The sequence below is a fragment of the Nostoc sp. WHI genome, from assembly GCF_015714725.1.
Classification (GTDB): Bacteria; Cyanobacteriota; Cyanobacteriia; order Cyanobacteriales; family Nostocaceae; genus Nostoc.
This window is the reverse complement of record NZ_WBKM01000291.1, coordinates 50,068-70,164: the sequence shown is the minus strand read 5'-3', so window position 1 is coordinate 70,164 and position 20,097 is coordinate 50,068. Positions and strand designations below refer to the sequence as shown.

The 20,097-nt window shown below is 42.4% G+C and carries 5 protein-coding genes; all 5 read left to right on the top strand.

Translation table 11 applies throughout. The annotated features are described in order from the left end of the window. Positions 1–110: 110 nt before the first annotated feature. Positions 111–4,832 (top strand): non-ribosomal peptide synthetase, encoded by a 4,722-nt coding sequence (locus tag F8S12_RS29880; RefSeq protein ID WP_196519882.1) that lies wholly within the window; start codon positions 111–113, stop codon positions 4,830–4,832. Between the two features lie 126 nt (positions 4,833–4,958). Further along, positions 4,959–8,237 (top strand): non-ribosomal peptide synthetase, encoded by a 3,279-nt coding sequence (locus tag F8S12_RS29875; protein WP_196519881.1) that lies wholly within the window; start codon positions 4,959–4,961, stop codon positions 8,235–8,237. Further along, the gene (locus tag F8S12_RS29870) at positions 8,234–12,859 is read left to right on the top strand and encodes a non-ribosomal peptide synthetase (protein WP_196519880.1); all 4,626 of its coding nucleotides are present in this window, start codon (positions 8,234–8,236) and stop codon (positions 12,857–12,859) included. Before F8S12_RS29875 ends, F8S12_RS29870 begins: the two co-directional genes overlap by 4 nt. Next, positions 12,856–18,894, top strand: coding sequence for a non-ribosomal peptide synthetase (locus F8S12_RS41150; RefSeq protein WP_230968367.1), 6,039 nt, complete (start codon positions 12,856–12,858; stop codon positions 18,892–18,894). The genes F8S12_RS29870 and F8S12_RS41150 overlap by 4 nt, the downstream gene beginning before the upstream one ends. 20 nt (positions 18,895–18,914) lie before the next feature. Further along, complete coding sequence (locus F8S12_RS29850; protein WP_196519879.1) at positions 18,915–19,970, top strand: TauD/TfdA family dioxygenase; 1,056 nt, start codon at positions 18,915–18,917, stop codon at positions 19,968–19,970. Positions 19,971–20,097 lie beyond the last annotated feature (127 nt).

Genomic DNA, 20,097 nt, shown 5'->3' with positions numbered 1-20,097 from the left:
AATCATCCCGCAACTATGCAACGCCGAAACAGAGAATTTCACAAATAATTCAGGATTGCTATATATTTTCTACTCTTTATTTGCGCCTTTGCGTGAGACTTTATTAAACTATGAATGAAATAGCCCAAAGAATAGCCTACCTCTCCCCCGAACAACGGTTACTATTAGAGCTACGCCTACAACAAAAAGGCATCAACCCATCCAATTTACAACTAAGTATTCCTCCAAGAAAAAACTTGGATTATCTACCTTTATCTTATAGTCAAGAAAGGCTGTGGGTTCTCCATCAATTACAACCTGATATTCCCTTCTATAACGAAATCAATTGCTTTCGCCTTACAGGTCTTCTAAATTTCGCAGCCTTAGAAAAGAGTTTTCAAGAAATTTTGCAACGTCACGAAGTCTTACGGAGTAGATTTGTGACGGTAGAAGGGCGACCAATTCAAGTTATTAACCCAAGAGAATCCTTCACTTTACCAATTATAGACTTCAGTCACCTGTCCCAAAGCGATCGCCAACCTCAAGCCCTACAATTAGCAACTAAAGAAGCTCAACAACCCTTCGATTTAGCTGAAGAAACCTTATATAAAATTAAACTTATACATCTCTCTCAAGAACAACATATATTACTATTCACAGCCCATCATATTGTTTGTGATGGCTGGTCTATGGGAGTATTTATCCGAGAACTGAAAGCATTGTATGCAGCCTTCTGTGCTGAAAAACCATCACCCTTACCAAAACTACCGATTCAGTACGCTGACTTTGCAGATTGGCAGCACCAACGGTTACAAGGCAACATTTTAGAAACTCAGCTTGCCTACTGGAAACAGCAGTTGAACGGTACTTTACCAGTTTTAGAATTACCTACCAATCGCCGACATTCCCAGGTAGATCACATTCGGGGTGCAACCCAGTCTTTACAGTTGTCGTCTGCACTGACTCAGGCATTAAAAACCCTCAGCCAGCAACAAGGAGTCACATTATATATGACTCTACTGACAGCATTTAAAATTCTCCTTTACCGCTACACTGGTATTGCAGATATTTTAGTAGGTTCACCCATTGCTAATCGTAATCGAGCCGAACTTGAAGGACTTATTGGTTTATTTATCAACACGCTTATACTACGCACTGACTTATCAGGTAATCCCAGCTTTCAAGAATTACTCAAGCGAGTCCAAGAAGTAACTCTTAATGCCTATGCTCATCAAGACTTACCCTTTGAAAAGTTGGTAGAGGAACTCCAACCAGAGCGAAATTTAAGCCAATCACCATTATTTCAGGTGATGTTTATCTTGCAAAATTCGCCAATCCCTAACTTAGAGCTTCCAGGCTTAACCGTCAGTCCATTAACAATTGATAACGGAACAGCAGTATTTGATTTGACTTTGATTGTAGTTGAAGCTGCTGGATGTCTCAATGTTGTCTTTGAGTACAACGCTGATTGCTTTGATGCTGACACCATAACTAGAATGTTGGGACATTGGCAAACCTTACTCACAGGTGTAGTAGAAAATCCGCAGCAGAGAGTTGGAGAACTACCTTTACTGACCTTTGCAGAGCAGCATCAAATTTTTGAGGAATGGAATTATTATGAGATAGAATCGAATATAAAGCATGATTGTTGTGTCCATGAGCTAATAAAAGGACAGGTAGAAAGAACACCAGATGCGATCGCAATAATCTGGGAAAAAGCAGAACTAACTTATCGGGAACTGAATAATCGAGCCAATCAACTAGCATACGATTTACAAAAGTTGGGAGTAGGGGCAGAAGTATTGGTGGGACTGTGCATAGAACGTTCCCCAGAAATGATAGTTGGGATCTTAGGCATCCTGAAGGCGGGAGGCTCATATTTACCATTAGATCCAGCTTATCCCCAAGAACGTTTGGCATTCATGTTACAAGATGCCCAAGTATCAGTGATTGTCACCCAAACCCAACTACTAGCAAAATTACCAAACCCCAAAGCAGAAATCATCTGTTTAGACAAGCAATTGCTGACAGCAGATCACAGTAATCTTGTTAACCAGACTAGATCAGAAAATCTAGCTTATGTGATTTATACTTCTGGCTCTACAGGAGCGCCCAAAGGCGTGATGATCGAACACAGGTCTTTGGTCAACTTTACGCAAACGGCAATTGAGCAATATGAATTAAAAGCTAGCCAACGCATCCTACAATTTGCTTCAATTAGCTTTGACGCAGCAGTAGAAGAAATCTTTCCTTGTTTGGTAACAGGTGCAACCTTAGTCATTCGTACTGATGAAATGCTCGGTTCGATACCTGAATTTCTCGAAAAATGTCATCAGCAGTCAGTTTCAGTATTAGACTTACCAACAGCATTCTGGCATCAACTCAGTTCTGGATTATCAACCCTGAATTTAGCTTTACCAGAAACAGTGCGATTAGTAATTATTGGTGGAGAAAAAGTTTTAGCAACGCAAATTGTTAGTTGGAATCAGCGAGTAAATCCGCAAAAAGTACGATTGGTAAATAGCTATGGCCCCACTGAAACAACAGTTGTCGCTACAATTTGTGACCTATCAACATTCAACGATGGGGCTGAAGTACCCATTGGCAAAGCTATTTCCGGTTATCAAACATATATTTTAGATTCGCACTTACAACCAGTACCAATTGGTGTGCCAGGAGAATTGCATATTGGTGGTGTTGGTTTAGCTAGAGGTTATTTGAATCATCCACAATTAACAACAGAAAAATTTATTGCTCATCCCTTTAGTCATCAACCAGGAGAAAGGTTATATAAAACTGGGGATTTAGCCCGTTATTTACCCAATGGAGACATTGAGTATCTCGGAAGGATTGACCATCAAGTTAAAATTCGTGGCTTCCGAATCGAATTACAAGAGGTAGAGGCAGTCATAAGTCATCATCCAGCAGTACAAGAAGCTTTGGTAATTGCGCGAGAGGATGAATTAGGTAATAAACGGCTAGTTTCTTATATTGTGTTTGCTGGGGAATCAATATCTGTTAGCGAACTCCGCCAGTTTGTGCAAGAGAAATTGCCTAATTACATGGTTCCATCGGCTTTTGTGATTTTGGATGCTTTACCTGTAACTCCCAACGGTAAATTAGATCGGCATTCGCTACCAATTCTAGACAATCTTAAACCAGAGTTAGAAGCAACTTTTGTGGCTGCACAAAATGCGGTAGAAGCAGCCTTAGTGCAAATCTGGTCTGAAGTACTGGGTGTGAAACAGGTAGGCATTTATGATAATTTCTTTGAATTAGGCGGTGATTCAATTCTTAGCATTCAAGCGATCGCAAAAGCAAACAAACAAGGTTTACGATTGACACCAAAACAATTATTTCAATACCAAACAATTGCTGAACTAGCAACGGTTGTTGATACTAGCCAAGCTGTTTTAACAGAACAGGGTATAGTTAGTGGTACTGTACCTTTAACACCAATTCAACACTGGTTCTTTCAACAGAATCGCCAAAACCACCACCATTGGAATCAGTCTATCTTGCTGGAAGTGCGGCAAGCAGTCAACTTTGAATTATTAAAACAGGCTGTACAATATTTATTGATTCACCACGATGCCTTACGTCTGCGATTTATTTCAGATATTAATGGCTGGAAGCAAATAAATGTAACGCCAAATGCAGATTTACCCGTGTGCAAAATTGATTTATCAATGCTGGGGGAGGACGAGCAAAAAGTAGCCCTAGAAAAGGCTGCTAATCAATTACAAGCTACTCTTAATCTTTCCCAAAGCCCATTGATGCGGGTAGCTTTGTTCGATTTAGGGAATCAAAAACCTAGCCGTTTATTGATTGTGATTCATCATTTAGCTGTGGATGGTGTTTCGTGGCGAATTTTAATCGAGGATTTACAAACAGCTTATCAACAACTTTGTGATAATCAAGCAATCGCTCTACCAGCTAAAACCACTTCATTCAAGCAGTGGGCGGAAAAATTACTCAAGTACGCTCAGTCAGAACAAATACAACAAGAGCAACAATTTTGGCTGCATCAAATACCGCCGCAGATTCCTCAATTAGTTACAGATTATCCAGATGGTAGTAACACAGTTGCTTTATCTTCTACTGTGACAACAACACTCAGTGTTGCAGAAACTCAAGCTTTACTCCAAGATGTGCCAGCAGCTTACCGCACTCAAATCAACGATGTATTGTTGACAGCATTAGTGCAAGCATTCGCTGAGTTGACTGGTCAATTATCGTTGTTGATTCATTTGGAAGGACATGGACGAGAAGAACTTTTTGATAATGTAGATTTGTCGCGCACAGTCGGATGGTTTACGTCAGTTTTCCCAGTGTTTTTAGAAATAGAAAATCATGCTGCACCAGGAGAAGCATTACAGGCAGTTAAAGAACAACTACGGCTAATTCCTAATCGTGGTATTAGCTATGGATTGCTACGTTATCTTAGTGAACAATCGGAAATTATCCAGCAACTACAGTTATTACCTCAACCTGAAATCAGTTTCAACTATTTAGGACAAATAGATGGGAGTTTTTCACCAACATCAATGTTTAGTTTAGCTGAAGAATCAACTGGTTCTCCCTATAGTCTGGAGGACAATCGACCTTACTTACTAGAAATTGACGGATTGATTGTAGACGGTCAGCTACAGATGGTTTGGAGGTATAGCGCCCAAATGTATAAACGCTCAACAATTAATAGTTTAGCTCAGAGTTTTGTAGAAAAATTGCGATCGCTAATTATCCACTGTCAGTCTTCGGAAGCTGGAGGTTATACACCGTCAGATTTCCCCTTGATAAACTTAAGCCAAGAAGAACTAGATGCGGCATTGGGAAAAGTTGAATTTACCTAAGTACATCTTTGTGTAAAGTCGTAATGTTTTTAAACGCAAAGTAACGCAAAGGAAACGCAAAGTAACGCAGAGTTTTACCTAATTTATTTCGCTACGAATTAATGAAATATTGTATCAAGAATAGCAATGAGTACCAAAAATATTGAAGATGCTTATAATTTATCGCCTATGCAGCAGGGAATGCTGTTTCACAGCCTCTATGCACCTGCTTCTGGAGTATATGTAGAACAAGTCAGTGCGGTTCTTCAGGGCAATTTGGATGTGATAGCCTTTGAACAAACTTGGCAACAAGTAGTAGACCGACATCCCTGCTTACGTACAGCTTTTGTTTGGGAAGATTTGAAAAATCCCTTACAAGTCGTGGGACGGCGTGTACAACTGCCAATAGTGATGCATGATTGGCAGTACATGACTGCCGAAGAACAACAACAAGGTATTCAGGAATTGTTGCAAGCAGAGCAAATTCGTGGTTTTGAGCTATCGAAAGCTCCATTAATGCGTTTGACGCTGATTCAACTGGCAAAAACCAGCTATCAATTTATCTGGAGTCATCACCATTTGCTGCTAGATGGCTGGTCTACATCTTTGCTATTGAATGAGGTATTTGCCATTTATGAGGCAACTTGTCAAAATCAAACTTTGCATTTAACCAAACCCCGACCTTATCGAGATTACATTGCTTGGTTACAGCAGCAGTCTTTGTCAACCGCAGAGACTTTTTGGCGAGAGACTCTTAGAGGTTTTCAAGTTGCGACTTCGTTCAGTATAGATAATGTTTTTAATAGAACGAATACTGTTAGTGAGATTGCCCATAACGAGCAACACATTAACTTATCAACAACAACAACCAGCGCTCTGCAAGCTTTGGCTCGTCAGCATCAATTAACGCTGAGTACCATCGTGCAAGGAGCTTGGGCTGTACTCCTCAGTCGTTATAGTGGTGAAACAGATGTAGTTTTTGGTACAACTGTCTCCGGCAGACCAACAAGTTTGAGCGCTTCGGAAACGATGGTAGGGTTATTTATTAATACCTTGCCAGTGAGGGTAAAGATTGCATCAGCACAATCTCTTTTACCTTGGCTCCAGCAGTTACAAAGCCAACAAGCTGAGGCTAGGCAATACGAGTATACCCCCTTAGTAGAAATCCAGCAGTGGAGTGAAGTTACTCCCGGTTCACCTCTGTTTGAGAGCATAGTTGTATTTGAAAACTACCCTTTAGACCCCCAAATGCACAAAGGTAGGGGGGAATTAGCTATCAGTAAAGTTCAGATTGTAGAACAGACAAACTATCCTGTAACTTTGGTAGTGATACCTGGTGCAGAGTTGAAGTTAAATATTTTCTCCGATCGCCACCGTTTCGAGCCGCAAGCGAGCGCGCGGATGTTGGGACATTTACAAACTCTGCTTGCAGACATGGTAACTCATCCAGAGGCTTGTCTTCAGGAATTGTCATTGCTTACAGCCGCAGAAAAACATCAGCTATTGGTGGAATGGAATCAAACTCAAGTAGCTTCTCCTCAGAATGTTTGTCTACATCAACTATTTGAGCAGCAAGTAGAAAAAACACCAGATGCTATTGCAGTAGTTTTTGAAGAGCAAAAATTAACTTACCAAGAGTTAAATCAGCACGCTAATCAATTAGCTCACCGTCTGCAAAAAATGGGAGTTATTGCAGATACTTTGGTGGGAATTTGTGTAGAGCGATCGCTAGAAATTGTGGTGGGACTTTTAGGGATTCTCAAAGCTGGAGGAGCATATTTACCCCTTGACCCTGACTATCCCACAGAACGTTTAGCATTCATGCTTGAGGATGCTAAACCTCCGATTTTGTTAACTCAAGAATCTCTAATCTCGCGCTTGCCAAAACATAGTTCTAAAGTTATTTGTCTAGATACAGATTGGCAGGAAATTTCTAATTCAGAGTCAAAAGAAAATCCGCCAGCGCATCACCAAAATTGCTCAAACTTAGCTTACGTCATCTACACTTCTGGCTCCACGGGTCAACCCAAAGGTGTTTTGGTGAATCACTCAAATGCTGTCCGTTTATTTGCAACAACTGATGAATGGTTTAACTTTAATCAGCAAGATGTTTGGACATTATTTCACTCCTATGCTTTTGATTTCTCCGTGTGGGAAATATGGGGCGCTCTTCTTTATGGTGGAAGACTTGTAGTAGTTCCTTACTGGATTAGTCGCTCACCAGATGCTTTTTACAACTTACTTTATAAAGAGCAAGTAACAGTTCTCAATCAAACTCCCTCTGCATTTCGGCAATTGATTTGTGCAGAAGAGCAAGCAAGTCATACCACCAAGCCACTTGCCTTGCGTCTGGTAATATTTGGTGGCGAAGCATTAGAAATTCATAGCTTAAAGCCTTGGTTTGACCGTCACGGCGATCAAGCACCACAATTAGTCAATATGTACGGCATCACAGAGACTACCGTACACGTTACCTATCGTCTTTTGACTAAAGCTGATCTTGATCACACAAGAAGTTTAATTGGTCGTCCCATTCCAGACTTACAGGTTTATTTGTTAGACCAAAATAGACAATTAGTACCAATTGGTGTACCTGGGGAGATTTACGTTGGTGGTGCTGGTGTGGCACAAGGCTATCTTAATCGTCATGAATTGACTAATGAACGTTTTATTAATCATTCCTTTGGAAGCAACCCTACAAGAGTTTATAAAACAGGCGATTTAGCACGTTATTTACCTAATGGTGATATTGAATACTTAGGTCGTATTGATCAACAAGTGAAAATTCGTGGTTTCCGCATTGAGTTAGGAGAAATTGCCTTTCTTCTCAAACAAGTACCTGGCGTACAGGAGGCTGTGGTTATCGTTCGAGAAGATCAACCAAGCGATCGCCGACTGGTTGCTTATGTTGTTGGCGATCGCGAATTTCCTCATAATCTGCGTGATTTTCTCAAGCAAAAGCTGCCCAATTACATGGTGCCATCAGCGATTGTATTTTTAGATGCTTTGCCACTGACATCCAACGGTAAACTTGATCGTCGTGCTTTGCCTGTTCCTGAAATTCCCTTATTAGAGCCAGACAATCAAGCAGCGCTGCCACGAAATCCCCTTGAGGAAACCTTAGCCAAAATTTGGGCTGAAGTTCTGGGCTTATCGCAGGTTGGTATCCACGATAATTTCTTTGAATTGGGTGGACATTCTCTGCTAGCAACGCAAGTGATTTCTAAAATCCGCCGAGCCTTCCAGGTGGAATTACCCTTACATCGCTTGTTTGAGCTACCCACGATCGCCACACTCTCGCCAGAGATTGCTAAGGCACAGAATACTCAAAAGCCTGTGGTAGTTCCGACTCGCATTGCACGAGATGCTCATCGTGTCAAGCTGTCTTCTCTCCAGCCTGAAGCAAAGGAGATCCAATCGCCATGACAACAGAAGTATTTGCTTTCCCTGCATCTTTTGCCCAGAGACGGCTGTGGTTCCTCGAACAGCTAGAGCCTGGTAGCGCATTTTATAACTTGCCCTTTGCCGTCCGCTTGAGTGGTCAACTAGATGTAACCGTTCTAGAGCAAAGCTTTCAAGAAATTATTCGGCGACACGAAGCATTACGAACTTCGTTGATTGCGGTGAATGGACAACCCGTACAAGCGATCGCCCCCAGCATCTCTTTCAGCTTGCCACTCATAAATTTACAGAATTTACCAGAGGATGAGCGAGAGACTCAGGCACAAAAATTAGCTACCGAAGAAGCGCAGCGCCCCTTTGTTTTCTCTGAATCTCCACTGATGCGGGTGAAGTTGTTGCGGCTTGGTCTACAAGAGTATATACTGCTGCTGACCATGCATCACACTATTACTGATGGTTGGTCTGTCGGCGTATTACTGCAAGAATTGGCAACTCTCTACAGAGCTTTTCTGGTTGGCAAACCCTCGCCACTTGCAGATTTACAACTCCAGTATGCAGATTTTAGCGTCTGGCAGCAGGAGTGGTTGCAGGGAGAAGTGCTGGAAAACCAACTAGCCTATTGGAAACAGCAACTTGAGCAGCTAACTACATTACAATTGCCCACAGATAGACCGCGAACGGCACTCCAAACCTTTCGGGGAGCGACCCAAACGTGGAAAATTCCCCAGGATTTAGCGAAAGCACTGACAGCTTTTAGCCAGCAAGCAGGAGTTACCTTATTTATGACTCTGCTGGCAGGATTTAATACCTTGCTTTATCGATATACAGGTCAGGATGATATTGTAGTTGGTTCAGCGATCGCTAACCGCACTTGGGCTGAAAGCGAAGATATTATCGGACTTTTTGTTAACACCTTAGTGCTACGTACCCAGGTTGATGGTAATCCCAGTTTTCAGGAGCTAATTAACAGAGTCCGCGAGATGACTTTAGCGGCTTATGCTCATCAGGATCTCCCGTTTGAGAAGCTGGTAGATGAACTACAACCAGAAAGAGATTTAAGCCGTAACCCATTGTTCCAAGTGTGGTTTGCCCTACACAATCAACCGATGCCCACTTTACAGTTAGGAGACTTAACCCTAAAACCAATATCAGTAGAAAGTGGCACGGCACAGTTTGATTTGAGCTTAGATGTATATGTAGGAGAACAAGAACTAACTGGAACAATCGAGTACAGTACCGAACTGTTTGATCCGTCCACGATCGCCCGGATGATTGAGCATTTCGAGAACTTGCTTTATAGTATTGTTGCCAATCCGCAAGCAAGGCTTTCAGAGTTGACATTTTTGAGCGCTACTGAACGACATCAACTGCTGGTGGAATGGAGTGGTACTCAGACAACTTGGACAGAATCTCTTGACACGGAAGTTAATTTGTGTATTCATCAACTATTTGCAGCCCAGGCAGAACGCACTCCTGACGCTGTGGCAATAGTTTTTGAAGACACACAACTAACTTATGGCGAACTTAACCAACGAGCCAACCAAGTAGCAAATTATTTACAATTTTTGGGCATACCACCAGATGCACTCATCGGTATCTGCATGGAATGTTGCCTAGAGATGATAGTTGGTATTCTCGGCATCCTCAAAGCAGGCGGCGCTTATGTGCCACTAGACCCAGCTTATCCCCAAGAGCGGTTGGCTTTTATGCTGGCAGATGCACAAGTAAGTATATTGCTGACTCAGGAACAGTTAGTCCAAAATTTACCCGCACACAGTGCCAAAGTTATCTGCCTAGATAGCGATTGGCAAATTATTCAACAACACTCGCAGACAAATCCCCAGACAAATCTCGCTGCACTGGCATATATCATCTACACCTCTGGCACCACATCTCAGCCAAAAGGAGTAATGGTGGCTCACAGCAGCTTGGTAAATGCCTATTTTGCTTGGGAAGAAGCTTACGAATTGCGATCGCTAGCTACTTCTCATTTGCAAATGGCAAGTTTCTCTTTTGATGTGTTTGCCGGCAATCTAGTACGAGCGTTGTGTTCTAGGGCGAAGCTAGTTTTATGCCCAAGAGACTTACTATTAGCACCAGCCAAACTTTATCAATTGATGCGTCAACAACAAGTTGACTGTGCAGAGTTTGTACCTGCTGTTCTCAGGAATCTGTGCAAATATCTCCAGGAAACAGGGCAATGTCTTGACTTTATGCAGCTTTTGATTGTCGGTTCTGATACTTGGTATGTGCAGGAACATCAAGCAATTCAGAGTTTATGCGGTGTCAATACCAGACTGGTTCACTCCTATGGAGTGACTGAAGCCACGATTGATACAACGTATTTCCAAAATACCATCGCTGACTTATCTGGCAATCGCTTAGTACCGATTGGTCGTCCATTTGCTAGACAGCAAGTTTACATCCTCGATTCATACTTACAGCCAGTACCGATAGGCGTACCGGGAGAGTTGCATATTGGTGGTGCAGGATTGGCTAAGGGTTACTATCAACGCCCTGATTTGACAGCACAAAAGTTTATTCCTCACCCCTTTGAGCAGACATCGCAACGCCTTTATAAAACAGGGGATATCGCTCGATACCTGCCCAATGGCGATATTGAATACCTGGGACGGATTGACCATCAGGTAAAAATACGTGGCTTTCGGGTGGAATTGGCAGAAGTGGAATCTATTTTGAGCCGCCATCCAGAGGTAGAAGCGGCTGTAGCACTGGTGCGAGAAGACCAACCGGGTAACAAGCGTTTAGTTGCTTATGTCGTACCTGCTGGCAAATCAAATTTATCCATCAGCAGTTTACGTCAGTTTCTCAAAGAAAAACTGCCTAATCATATGGTGCCTTCTGCCTTTGTAATCCTGGATTGTTTGCCTGTGAGTGCGAACGGCAAAATAGATCGGCGGGCATTACCAATTCCTGACAATCTTAGACCAGAGTTAGAAGCAACTTTTGCGGCTGCACAAAATGCAGTAGAAGCAGCCTTAGTGCAAATTTGGTCTGAAGTACTGGGTGTGAAACAGGTAGGCATTTATGATAATTTCTTTGAACTTGGCGGCGATTCGATTATCAGTATCCAAGTTGTTGGTAAAGCTAACCAACAAGGGTTGCAACTAACACCGAAGCAATTATTTCAATACCAAACGATCGCAGAATTAGCCACGGTTGTTGGTACAACTCAGGCGGTACAAGCAGAGCAAGGTTTAGTTACAGGTGCTTTACCTCTAACACCAATTCAACACTGGTTCTTTGCAGAGAATTTTGCTCAACCTTACCACTATAACCAAGCAAATTTCTTAGTATTACACCAAACTATTAAGCCAGAGTTGTTGCAGCAAGTTGTGCAGCAGTTGCTTATACACCATGATGCTCTGCGGTTGCAGTTTACACAAACAGATGCAGGTTGGCAGCAGGTGAATGCTAGTTGTGATGCAGAAGTGCCTTTTTTGCAAGTAGATTTATCAGGATTATCCACAACAGAGCAACAATCTCAAATTACAGCGATCGCTACACAATTACAAGCGAGCCTCAATCTCTCAACAGGCGCGTTGGTGAAAGTTGCACTGTTTGACTTAGGTAAAAATCAACCTAGCCGTCTACTGTTTATCATCCATCACTTAGTAGTTGATGGTGTTTCTTGGCGAATTTTGCTAGAAGATTTTCAAACACTTTACACTCAATTGAGCCAAGGACAAACAATCCAACTTCCTGCTAAGAGTACTTCGTTTCAGTACTGGGCTAAACGATTGGTGGAGTATGGACACTCAGCAACATTGCAACAAGAACTTGACTACTGGTTAGCACAAGGTGAAAAACAGGTTTCTCCTCTACCGATAGATTTTTCGGCTGGAGTTAACACCGTGGAGTCGGCTGATATAGTATCAGTTGCTCTGAATGTGGCAGAAACTCAAGCTTTACTGCAAGAAGTTCCAACCGCTTACCGCACTCAAATCAATGAGGTATTGCTAACTGCTTTAGGGCAAGCTTTTGCTAACTGGACTGGAAAAACTTCACTTTTAGTTGACTTGGAAGGTCACGGACGCGAGGAACTGTTTGAAAATGTAGATTTGTCCCGCACTGTCGGTTGGTTTACATCTGTCTTTCCGGTATCCCTAGATTTAGGAGACGTTGACGATGTAGTAGAGGTGCTGAAGACAGTTAAAGAACAACTGCGTTGCATCCCCAATCAGGGAATTGGTTATGGCTTGTTGTGCTATCTAAGCTCAGAGGAAATTGCTCAAAGGCTGCAACCAGAAGTGAGTTTTAATTACTTGGGTCAGTTTGATATTGGTATGGCTCAGTCCGAACTCTTAGCGATCGCTCCTGAGTCCATCGGCTCAGTTCAAAGTCCTCTGGCAATTCGTTCCTATCTAATTGAAATTGACTGTTTGATTACTAACAACCAACTTCAGATGGATTGGACTTATAGCAAAGCCATACATCGCCAAAGTACGGTGGAGAATTTAGCCCAAGGGTTTGTGGAGGTATTGCGATCGCTAATTGCTTCCTGTAAATCTGCCGATTCTGGTAGTTACACTCCTTCAGATTTTTCAGCCGCCAAAATCGGCCAAAAAGATTTTGACAAATTACTAGCTAAACTCAACCAAGTCGGTCGGAGGTCGGCTCTATGAATGTAGCAAATCTAAAAGATATCTACGAACTTTCACACCTACAGCAAGGTTTGCTGTTCCATACAATCTATGCTCCCCAATCAGGGGTCTACTTTGAGCAGTTTAGTTGGACTCTCCAAGGTGAATTGAATGTTTTGGCATTTCAACAAGCTTGGAAACAGGTGGTTGACCGACATCCAATTTTGCGGACTGGATTCTTTTGGCAAGATTTAGAAAAACCATATCAAGTTGTGTACGAGGATGTGCAACTTCCTTGGGAAGAGCAGGATTTGCGAGAATTCTGTTCACAGGAACAACAAAAGCGGCTGGAAGCTTTTTTACAAACAGATCGCCAGCACGGTTTTGAACTGTCCCAAGCGCCGCTAATTCGGTTAAATTTGTTCCGTCTCAGTGAAGATACTTATCAGTTTGTTTGGAGTAGTCACCATCTGCTATTAGATGGCTGGTCTGAGTCATTGGTTTTTAAGGAAGTTTATGCCTTTTATCCGGCATTTTGTCAAGGGCAAAATTTATACTTAGAACAACCACGTCCTTATCGGGATTACATTACTTGGTTGCAGCAGCAGGATCTAAAGCAAGCTGAGGCGTTCTGGCGAAAGACACTCAAGGGCTTTAGTAAACCGACTATTTTGCAAGTTGACCGCGCTCCTGGTATCTTGCCCAGCCAAGATGAAGACTACGATCGCCAACAAATTGAGCTATCAACAGAAACTACAGCCGCCTTACAGTCACTAGCTCGACAGCACCAGTTAACTATTAATACGTTGGTGCAGGGGGCTTGGGCGTTGCTTTTGAGTCGCTACAGTGGCGAGTCAGATATTATTTTTGGCAGCACCTCTTCTGGTCGCCCTGCTACCTTGCCGGGGGTAGAGTCGATGGTAGGATTATTTGTCAATACTCTGCCATTCCGTGTGCAGATATTGCCAGATGCTTTGTTGTTACCTTGGCTTTTAGAGTTGCAAAATCACCAGATAGAAATCATCCAGTATGAGTACAGCCCACTGGTACAGGTGCAAGGGTGGAGTGAGGTGAGCCGGGGTTTACCTTTGTTCGAGATTGGCTATGTACTGGAAAACTATCCAGTTGATGCGGCGATCGCTCTGGGAGTAGATAGCCTGAAAGTGCAAAGCAGCCAGTCTTTTGAAAAAACCAATGAGACTTTGAGTTTGTTGGTGATACCAGATCAAGCCCTGAGATTAGAACTGTGGTATGATATCCGCCGATTTGAGCATGAGGCGATCGCTCGGATGTTAGGGCATTTACAAACTTTGCTGACGGGTATGATAACTCATCCCACAGCCCGTTTAGCAGAGTTACCCATGCTCACACCAGCAGAACAACATCAATTGTTGGTGGAATTTAATCAAAATTCTTCTAGAGAAAATTCTCAATCTCAGACTGAGCAATGTATTCACCAGTTATTCGAGCAACAGGCAATTCGTACCCCAGATGCGATCGCTGTGGTTTTTGCTGACCAGCAACTTACCTATGCACAGTTATTAGATAAAGTCAATAAACTTACTGTTTATTTACAAACTCTGGGAGTTGCACCCGGAAAACTGGTAGGGATTTGCATTGAGCGTTCCTTGAATATGATCATTGCACCCTTGGCAGTCCTGAAAGCTGGAGGAGCATACTTACCCCTTGATTCTGCTTATCCCCAAGAGCGTTTAGCATTTATGCTCGAAGACGCTCAAGTGCAGGTGTTGTTGACTCAGGAAAAACTGTTAAACTCTCTTCCTGTGCATAGCGCCAAAGTTTTGTGTTTGGATACAGATTGGGAAACTCTACCAGTTTTAAATCAAATCTCACAGCCAGAGCCTTCTGATTTGGCTTACGTTATTTACACTTCCGGTTCCACGGGAAAATCTAAGGGCGTAAAGATTCAGCATAGCAGCCTAGTCAATGCCTATCTAGCTTGGGAGGATGCTTACCAACTGCGTTCTAGTGCTAGTTGTCATTTGCAGATGGCTAGCTTCGCCTTCGATGTATTTGCCGGAGATTTGATTCGCGCTTTGTGTTCTGGGGGAAAACTGGTTTTATGTCCCCGTGAATTTCTGCTAGAACCCCAGAAACTTTATGCGTTGATGCTTCAGGAAAAAGTAGACTGTGCGGAATTTGTACCGGCTGTGTTGCGAAACTTGGTGCAATATCTAGAGCAAAGCGGACAGCACCTCGAATTTATGCAGCTGCTTATCTGCGGTTCTGATAGCTGGTACGGATCAGAATACTCTAAATTCCGCAGCTTTTGCGGTTCCCAAACCAGGCTGATTAATTCCTTTGGCTTAACTGAAGCTACTATTGATAGTTCCTATTTTGAAACTATAGGAGATTTAGCGAGCGATCGCTTAGTACCGATTGGTCGTCCTTTTGCCAATACGCAGTTTTATATTTTAGACTCCCACTTGCAACCCGTGCCGATTGGGGTTCCTGGTGAATTATACATTGGCGGCGCTGGTTTAGCTCAAGGCTACCTGAACCGTCCCGATTTAACCGCACAACGATTCATTATCAACCCTTTTGAGAAGATAGAAAGTCGCCTTTACAAAACCGGAGACTTAACTTGCTGGCTACCTGATGGCAACGTGGAATTTCTCGGTCGAATTGACTACCAAGAGAAAATTCGCGGCTATCGAGTGGAATTAGGGGAAATTGAAGCTACTCTTAATCAACACCCAGCAGTGCAAACAGCTGCGGTGGTGGCGCAAGCGGATGCGTTTGATCAGAAGCGCTTGGTAAGTTATGTGGTACAAAATACCCAATATCAAGGTACGGGGGAACAATCACAAAAGTCACAATGGGAAACTGAGCAGATATCCCAGTGGCAGATAGTTTATGATTCTGAGGCAGATAGTTATCAACGAATCTCCTTAAACCAAAATCCCACGTTTAATATTACTGGCTGGAACAGCAGTTACACTGATTTGCCCATTCCAGCCGAGGAAATGCAAGTTTGGCTAAACAACACAGTTGAGCGTATCCTCTCACTCAAACCAAATCGAGTATTAGAAATCGGTTGCGGTACTGGTTTAATCTTATTTCGGATTGCACCTAGCTGTACCCAATACCAAGGCACGGATTTTTCTCAAGCTGCTTTACACTACATCCAAAAAGTCCTCGAAATACCGGAGCATCATCTATCGCAGGTAACTCTAAGTCAAAGAATGGCAGATAACTTTGCAGGTTTGTCAGCAGCAACTTACGACACAATAATTATTAACTCAGTTATCCAGTACTTTCCTAGCATCGATTATTTGTTACGTGCGATCGCAGGTGCAGTGGAGGTAGTAAAACCAGGGGGAGCTATCTTCGTCGGGGATGTACGTAGTCTACCGCTACTAGAAGCATTTCACACGGCAGTTATCCTGCATTCAGCTAGCGATTCCTTATCTACTGCCCAAGTGCAACAGCAGGTGCAAAAACGCCTCGCTCAAGAGGAAGAATTGGTAATTGATCCCGCCTTTTTCCTGGCATTGTCTCAATATCTACCGCAGATTACAAATGTAGAAATTCTACCTAAGCAGGGGCGCTACAATAACGAACTAAGCAAGTTCCGTTATGATGTGATTCTTCATGTTGGCAGTCGAGTTAGCACTCCAACAGATGTGACTTGGTTAGACTGGCAGCAGCAAGGCTTAACGCTAAATGCTCTCATCGAGTTACTAGAATCAACCCAGCCAGAAATATTGAGGCTGTGTCGCGTACCTAATGCACGATTAGTAACAGAAGTCAAGTCTGTAGAATTGCTCAAGCTGGAGACAGCATATACAACAGTCGGTGAACTCCGTTCGGTTTTAAGGGCGATCGCTCTTAATATGGGAGTTGAACCAGAAGATTTTTGGACATTAAGCGAAATCTTACCTTACTCTGTGGACATCAGTTGGTCAGCAGCTCACGCAGATGGCAGCTATGACGTTCTGTTGCAACAAAAACAGAGCATTTCCACAGAAATGCATGACCCCTCTCCAAACCTCTCCCCGAAGCGGAGAGAGGCTTTAATTCCCCCTTCCCTTGTAGGGAAGGGGGGTAGGGGGGTTAGGTCTGCGCGTGAATTTAAGGTTTCTAAATCTTTTCCAGAGATGTCTATTCTAAAGCAACTTGATTCTCCCCGTCCTTGGCAGACTTACGCCAATAATCCCCTACAAGGGAAAGTGGCTCGTGAATTAGTACCACAACTACGCCACTATTTACAGTCAAAATTGCCAGAATACATGGTGCCATCGGCTTTTGTATTGCTGGATGCTTTACCCCTGACACCCAACGGCAAAATAGATCGCCTATCTCTACCAGCACTTGAAACAATTCGAGCCGACGAGCCAGCAGCCAAAGATGTAACTGCACAAACTCCTATCCAAGAGATGCTCATCGGAATTTGGACTCAGGTTTTAGGAGTAGACAAGATTGGTATTAGCAACAATTTCTTTGAGTTAGGAGGGCATTCTCTACTAGCAACACAGGTAATCTCTCGTGTGCGCGAAGCATTCCAGATTGAATTGCCCCTGCGCTGTTTGTTTGAGTCTCCTACCATTGCCAGCTTGTCTGAAGCTATCGACAAAGAAATCAAGACACAGCAAGGTTTACAGACTCCAACATTTTTAAGCGTGTCACGAGATGAGAAATTACCTCTCTCTTTTGCTCAACAACGACTATGGTTTTTGTGTCAGCTAGCACCAGACAACTCTATATACAATGACGCAGAAGCCTTAAAAGTCACAGGTGATCTGGATATTGCTGCCCTTGAACAAAGCATTAATGAAATAGTGCGGCGACATGAAGCTTTGCGGATGACATTTCCTGTAATACTAGGGGAACCGACAATAGCGATCGCTCCTACCCTAACTATTAACTTACCAGTAATAGACCTACGCCGCATAGATGAACAGCAACGAAAGGTAAAAGCCTTACAAATAGCCACTGAAGAAGCAAAATCCCCCTTCGACTTAACTCAAGGGCCATTATTGCGAACCACCTTACTATGGTTAGATCAAACAGAGTACATACTGCTGTTAAGTCTGCATCACATAGTCTCCGATGGTTGGTCGATGGGTGTGTGGTTGGAGGAACTTGCCGGACTGTACACAGCCTTTTGTGCAGGGAAGCCCTCACCACTACCACCATTGCCGATTCAGTATGTTGATTTTGCGGTTTGGCAGCGTCAATGGTTGCAAGGAGAAGTGTTACAAAAACAACTGACTTATTGGGAAAACCAACTAGGTCAAAATCTGCCGCCTTTACAGTTACCCATAGACCGACCTCGCCCTGCACAACAAAGCTATCAAGCTAAAGTGGAAAACTTTTTGCTACCGCTAGATTTGACCAAACAGTTACAACTGCTGAGTCAACAAGAGGGAGTAACTTTGTTTATGACACTGTTGGCAGCTTTTAAAACCTTATTATATTGCTATTCAAGGCAAGTTGATATCCGAGTTGGTTCTCCCATCGCTAACCGCAATCGCGCTGAAATTGAAAAATTGATTGGTTTCTTTGTTAACACGCTAGTTTTACGCACTGACTTATCCGAAAATCCGAGCTTTTGTGAATTATTAAGACGGGTACGGGAAGTTACTTTAGGCGCTTACGCTCATCAAGACTTGCCATTTGAAAAAATTGTTGAGCAACTGCGACCAGAACGGCAGCAAAATCATTTACCTTTATTTCAAGTATGGTTTGTTCTCCAAAATGCTCCATTAGGAACTTTAGAATTACCGAGTTTAACATTGCAATCTTTAGATATTCATAACGGAACATCTGAGTATGATTTGGGGCTTTTCTTAGTAGAGACACCAGAAGGAATTAGCGGCTGTTTTGAGTACAGTACAGACTTATTTTTTGCTGACACAATTACTCGCATGGTCGGTCATTGGCAAGAACTTCTGAAAGAAATTGTGACTACAGCCGACCTGAAAATTGATGCGATCGCAGCCAACTTTGCTCAAGCTGAAAAACTCCATAAAACAGTTAAAGCTAAAGAAATAGAAGTAGCTAATATCCAAATGTTAAAGAACATTAAACGTCAGTCTGCCCATCGTTCATAATCATCAAGGAGAAACTTCTGATGAACAATCATAAAATCGAACAATTAAGTTTAAAAAAGTTAGAAATTAACCGTAAAGCTGTCAAAATTTCACCAGTAGAATTAATTCGGACAAGCTATTTTTCTAATAGCAAACATATTCCTTTAATAGTTCAGCCTGCTGTAGCAAATGTCAATCTTATAGAGTGGGCAAGCAAAAATCAAGAGATAATCGAGGAGCTTTTACTTAAAAATAGAGCCTTACTCTTTCGAGATTTTAATATCAACACAGCAGATCAATTAGACCAGTTTATTAAAGTAACTGCCAAGGGAGAACCGATGAGTTATTGCGATCGCTCATCGCCACGTCACGAGGTAGATACTAAAATATACACTTCCACCGATTATCCTGCTGAAGAAAGTATTTTTCTCCATAATGAAAGTACATATTGTTTAACTTGGCCACAAAAAATATACTTTTGTTGTCTGACAGTAGCCCAGCAGGGAGGAGAAACACCAATTGCTGATTGTCAAAAGACTTTTGAGCGTCTTTCTCCTCAGATTTGCGAACAATTTATCAAAAAACAAGTATTATATGTTCGCAATTATAACGATGGATTTGGACTACCTTGGCAAAACGTATTTCAAACTACAGAGAAAACTGTTGTAGAACAGTATTGCCGTAGCAATGCTATTGAATTTGAATGGAAAGATAGCAACCGCCTCAGAACTCGCCAAGTTCGTCCAGCCGTCGTTAAACATCCAGTTACAAGTGTAACATCTTGGTTTAATCATGCTGCTTTCTTTCATGTCACAAGTTTAGAAACTACAATCCGTAAAGCATTATTAGCAGAGTTTTTAGAAGAAGATTTACCTCACAATACTTATTATGGTGATGGCTGTACGATTGAAACTTCAGTATTAGAAGAAATTCGTGCAGCTTATGCCCAAGAAACAGTAGTTTTTCCTTGGAAATCAGGTGATATTTTACTACTCGACAATATTTTAGTTGCTCACGGACGCAACCCATTTCAGGGCAGTAGAAAAGTAATAGTAGGCATGGCTGAACCATTCAACCACAAACTGATTAACCAGTAAGTAAGTTGGCATGGATAATTAAAGGTTTGTAGTAAGGGCTTTAGCCCTACTTTTAAGGGCTAAAGCCCTTACTACGAGCCAATTGAATTAATTTTATATTGCGTAATATAGTTTGATTTATTCTTGC

Bases quoted from the DNA above. Each gene is read 5' to 3' on its own strand.
- F8S12_RS29880 (WP_196519882.1), top strand. From the start codon at position 111: ATGAATGAAATAGCCCAAAGAATAGCCTACCTCTCCCCCGAACAACGG.
- F8S12_RS29875 (WP_196519881.1), top strand. From the start codon at position 4,959: ATGAGTACCAAAAATATTGAAGATGCTTATAATTTATCGCCTATGCAG.
- F8S12_RS29870 (WP_196519880.1), top strand. From the start codon at position 8,234: ATGACAACAGAAGTATTTGCTTTCCCTGCATCTTTTGCCCAGAGACGG.
- F8S12_RS41150 (WP_230968367.1), top strand. From the start codon at position 12,856: ATGAATGTAGCAAATCTAAAAGATATCTACGAACTTTCACACCTACAG.
- F8S12_RS29850 (WP_196519879.1), top strand. From the start codon at position 18,915: ATGAACAATCATAAAATCGAACAATTAAGTTTAAAAAAGTTAGAAATT.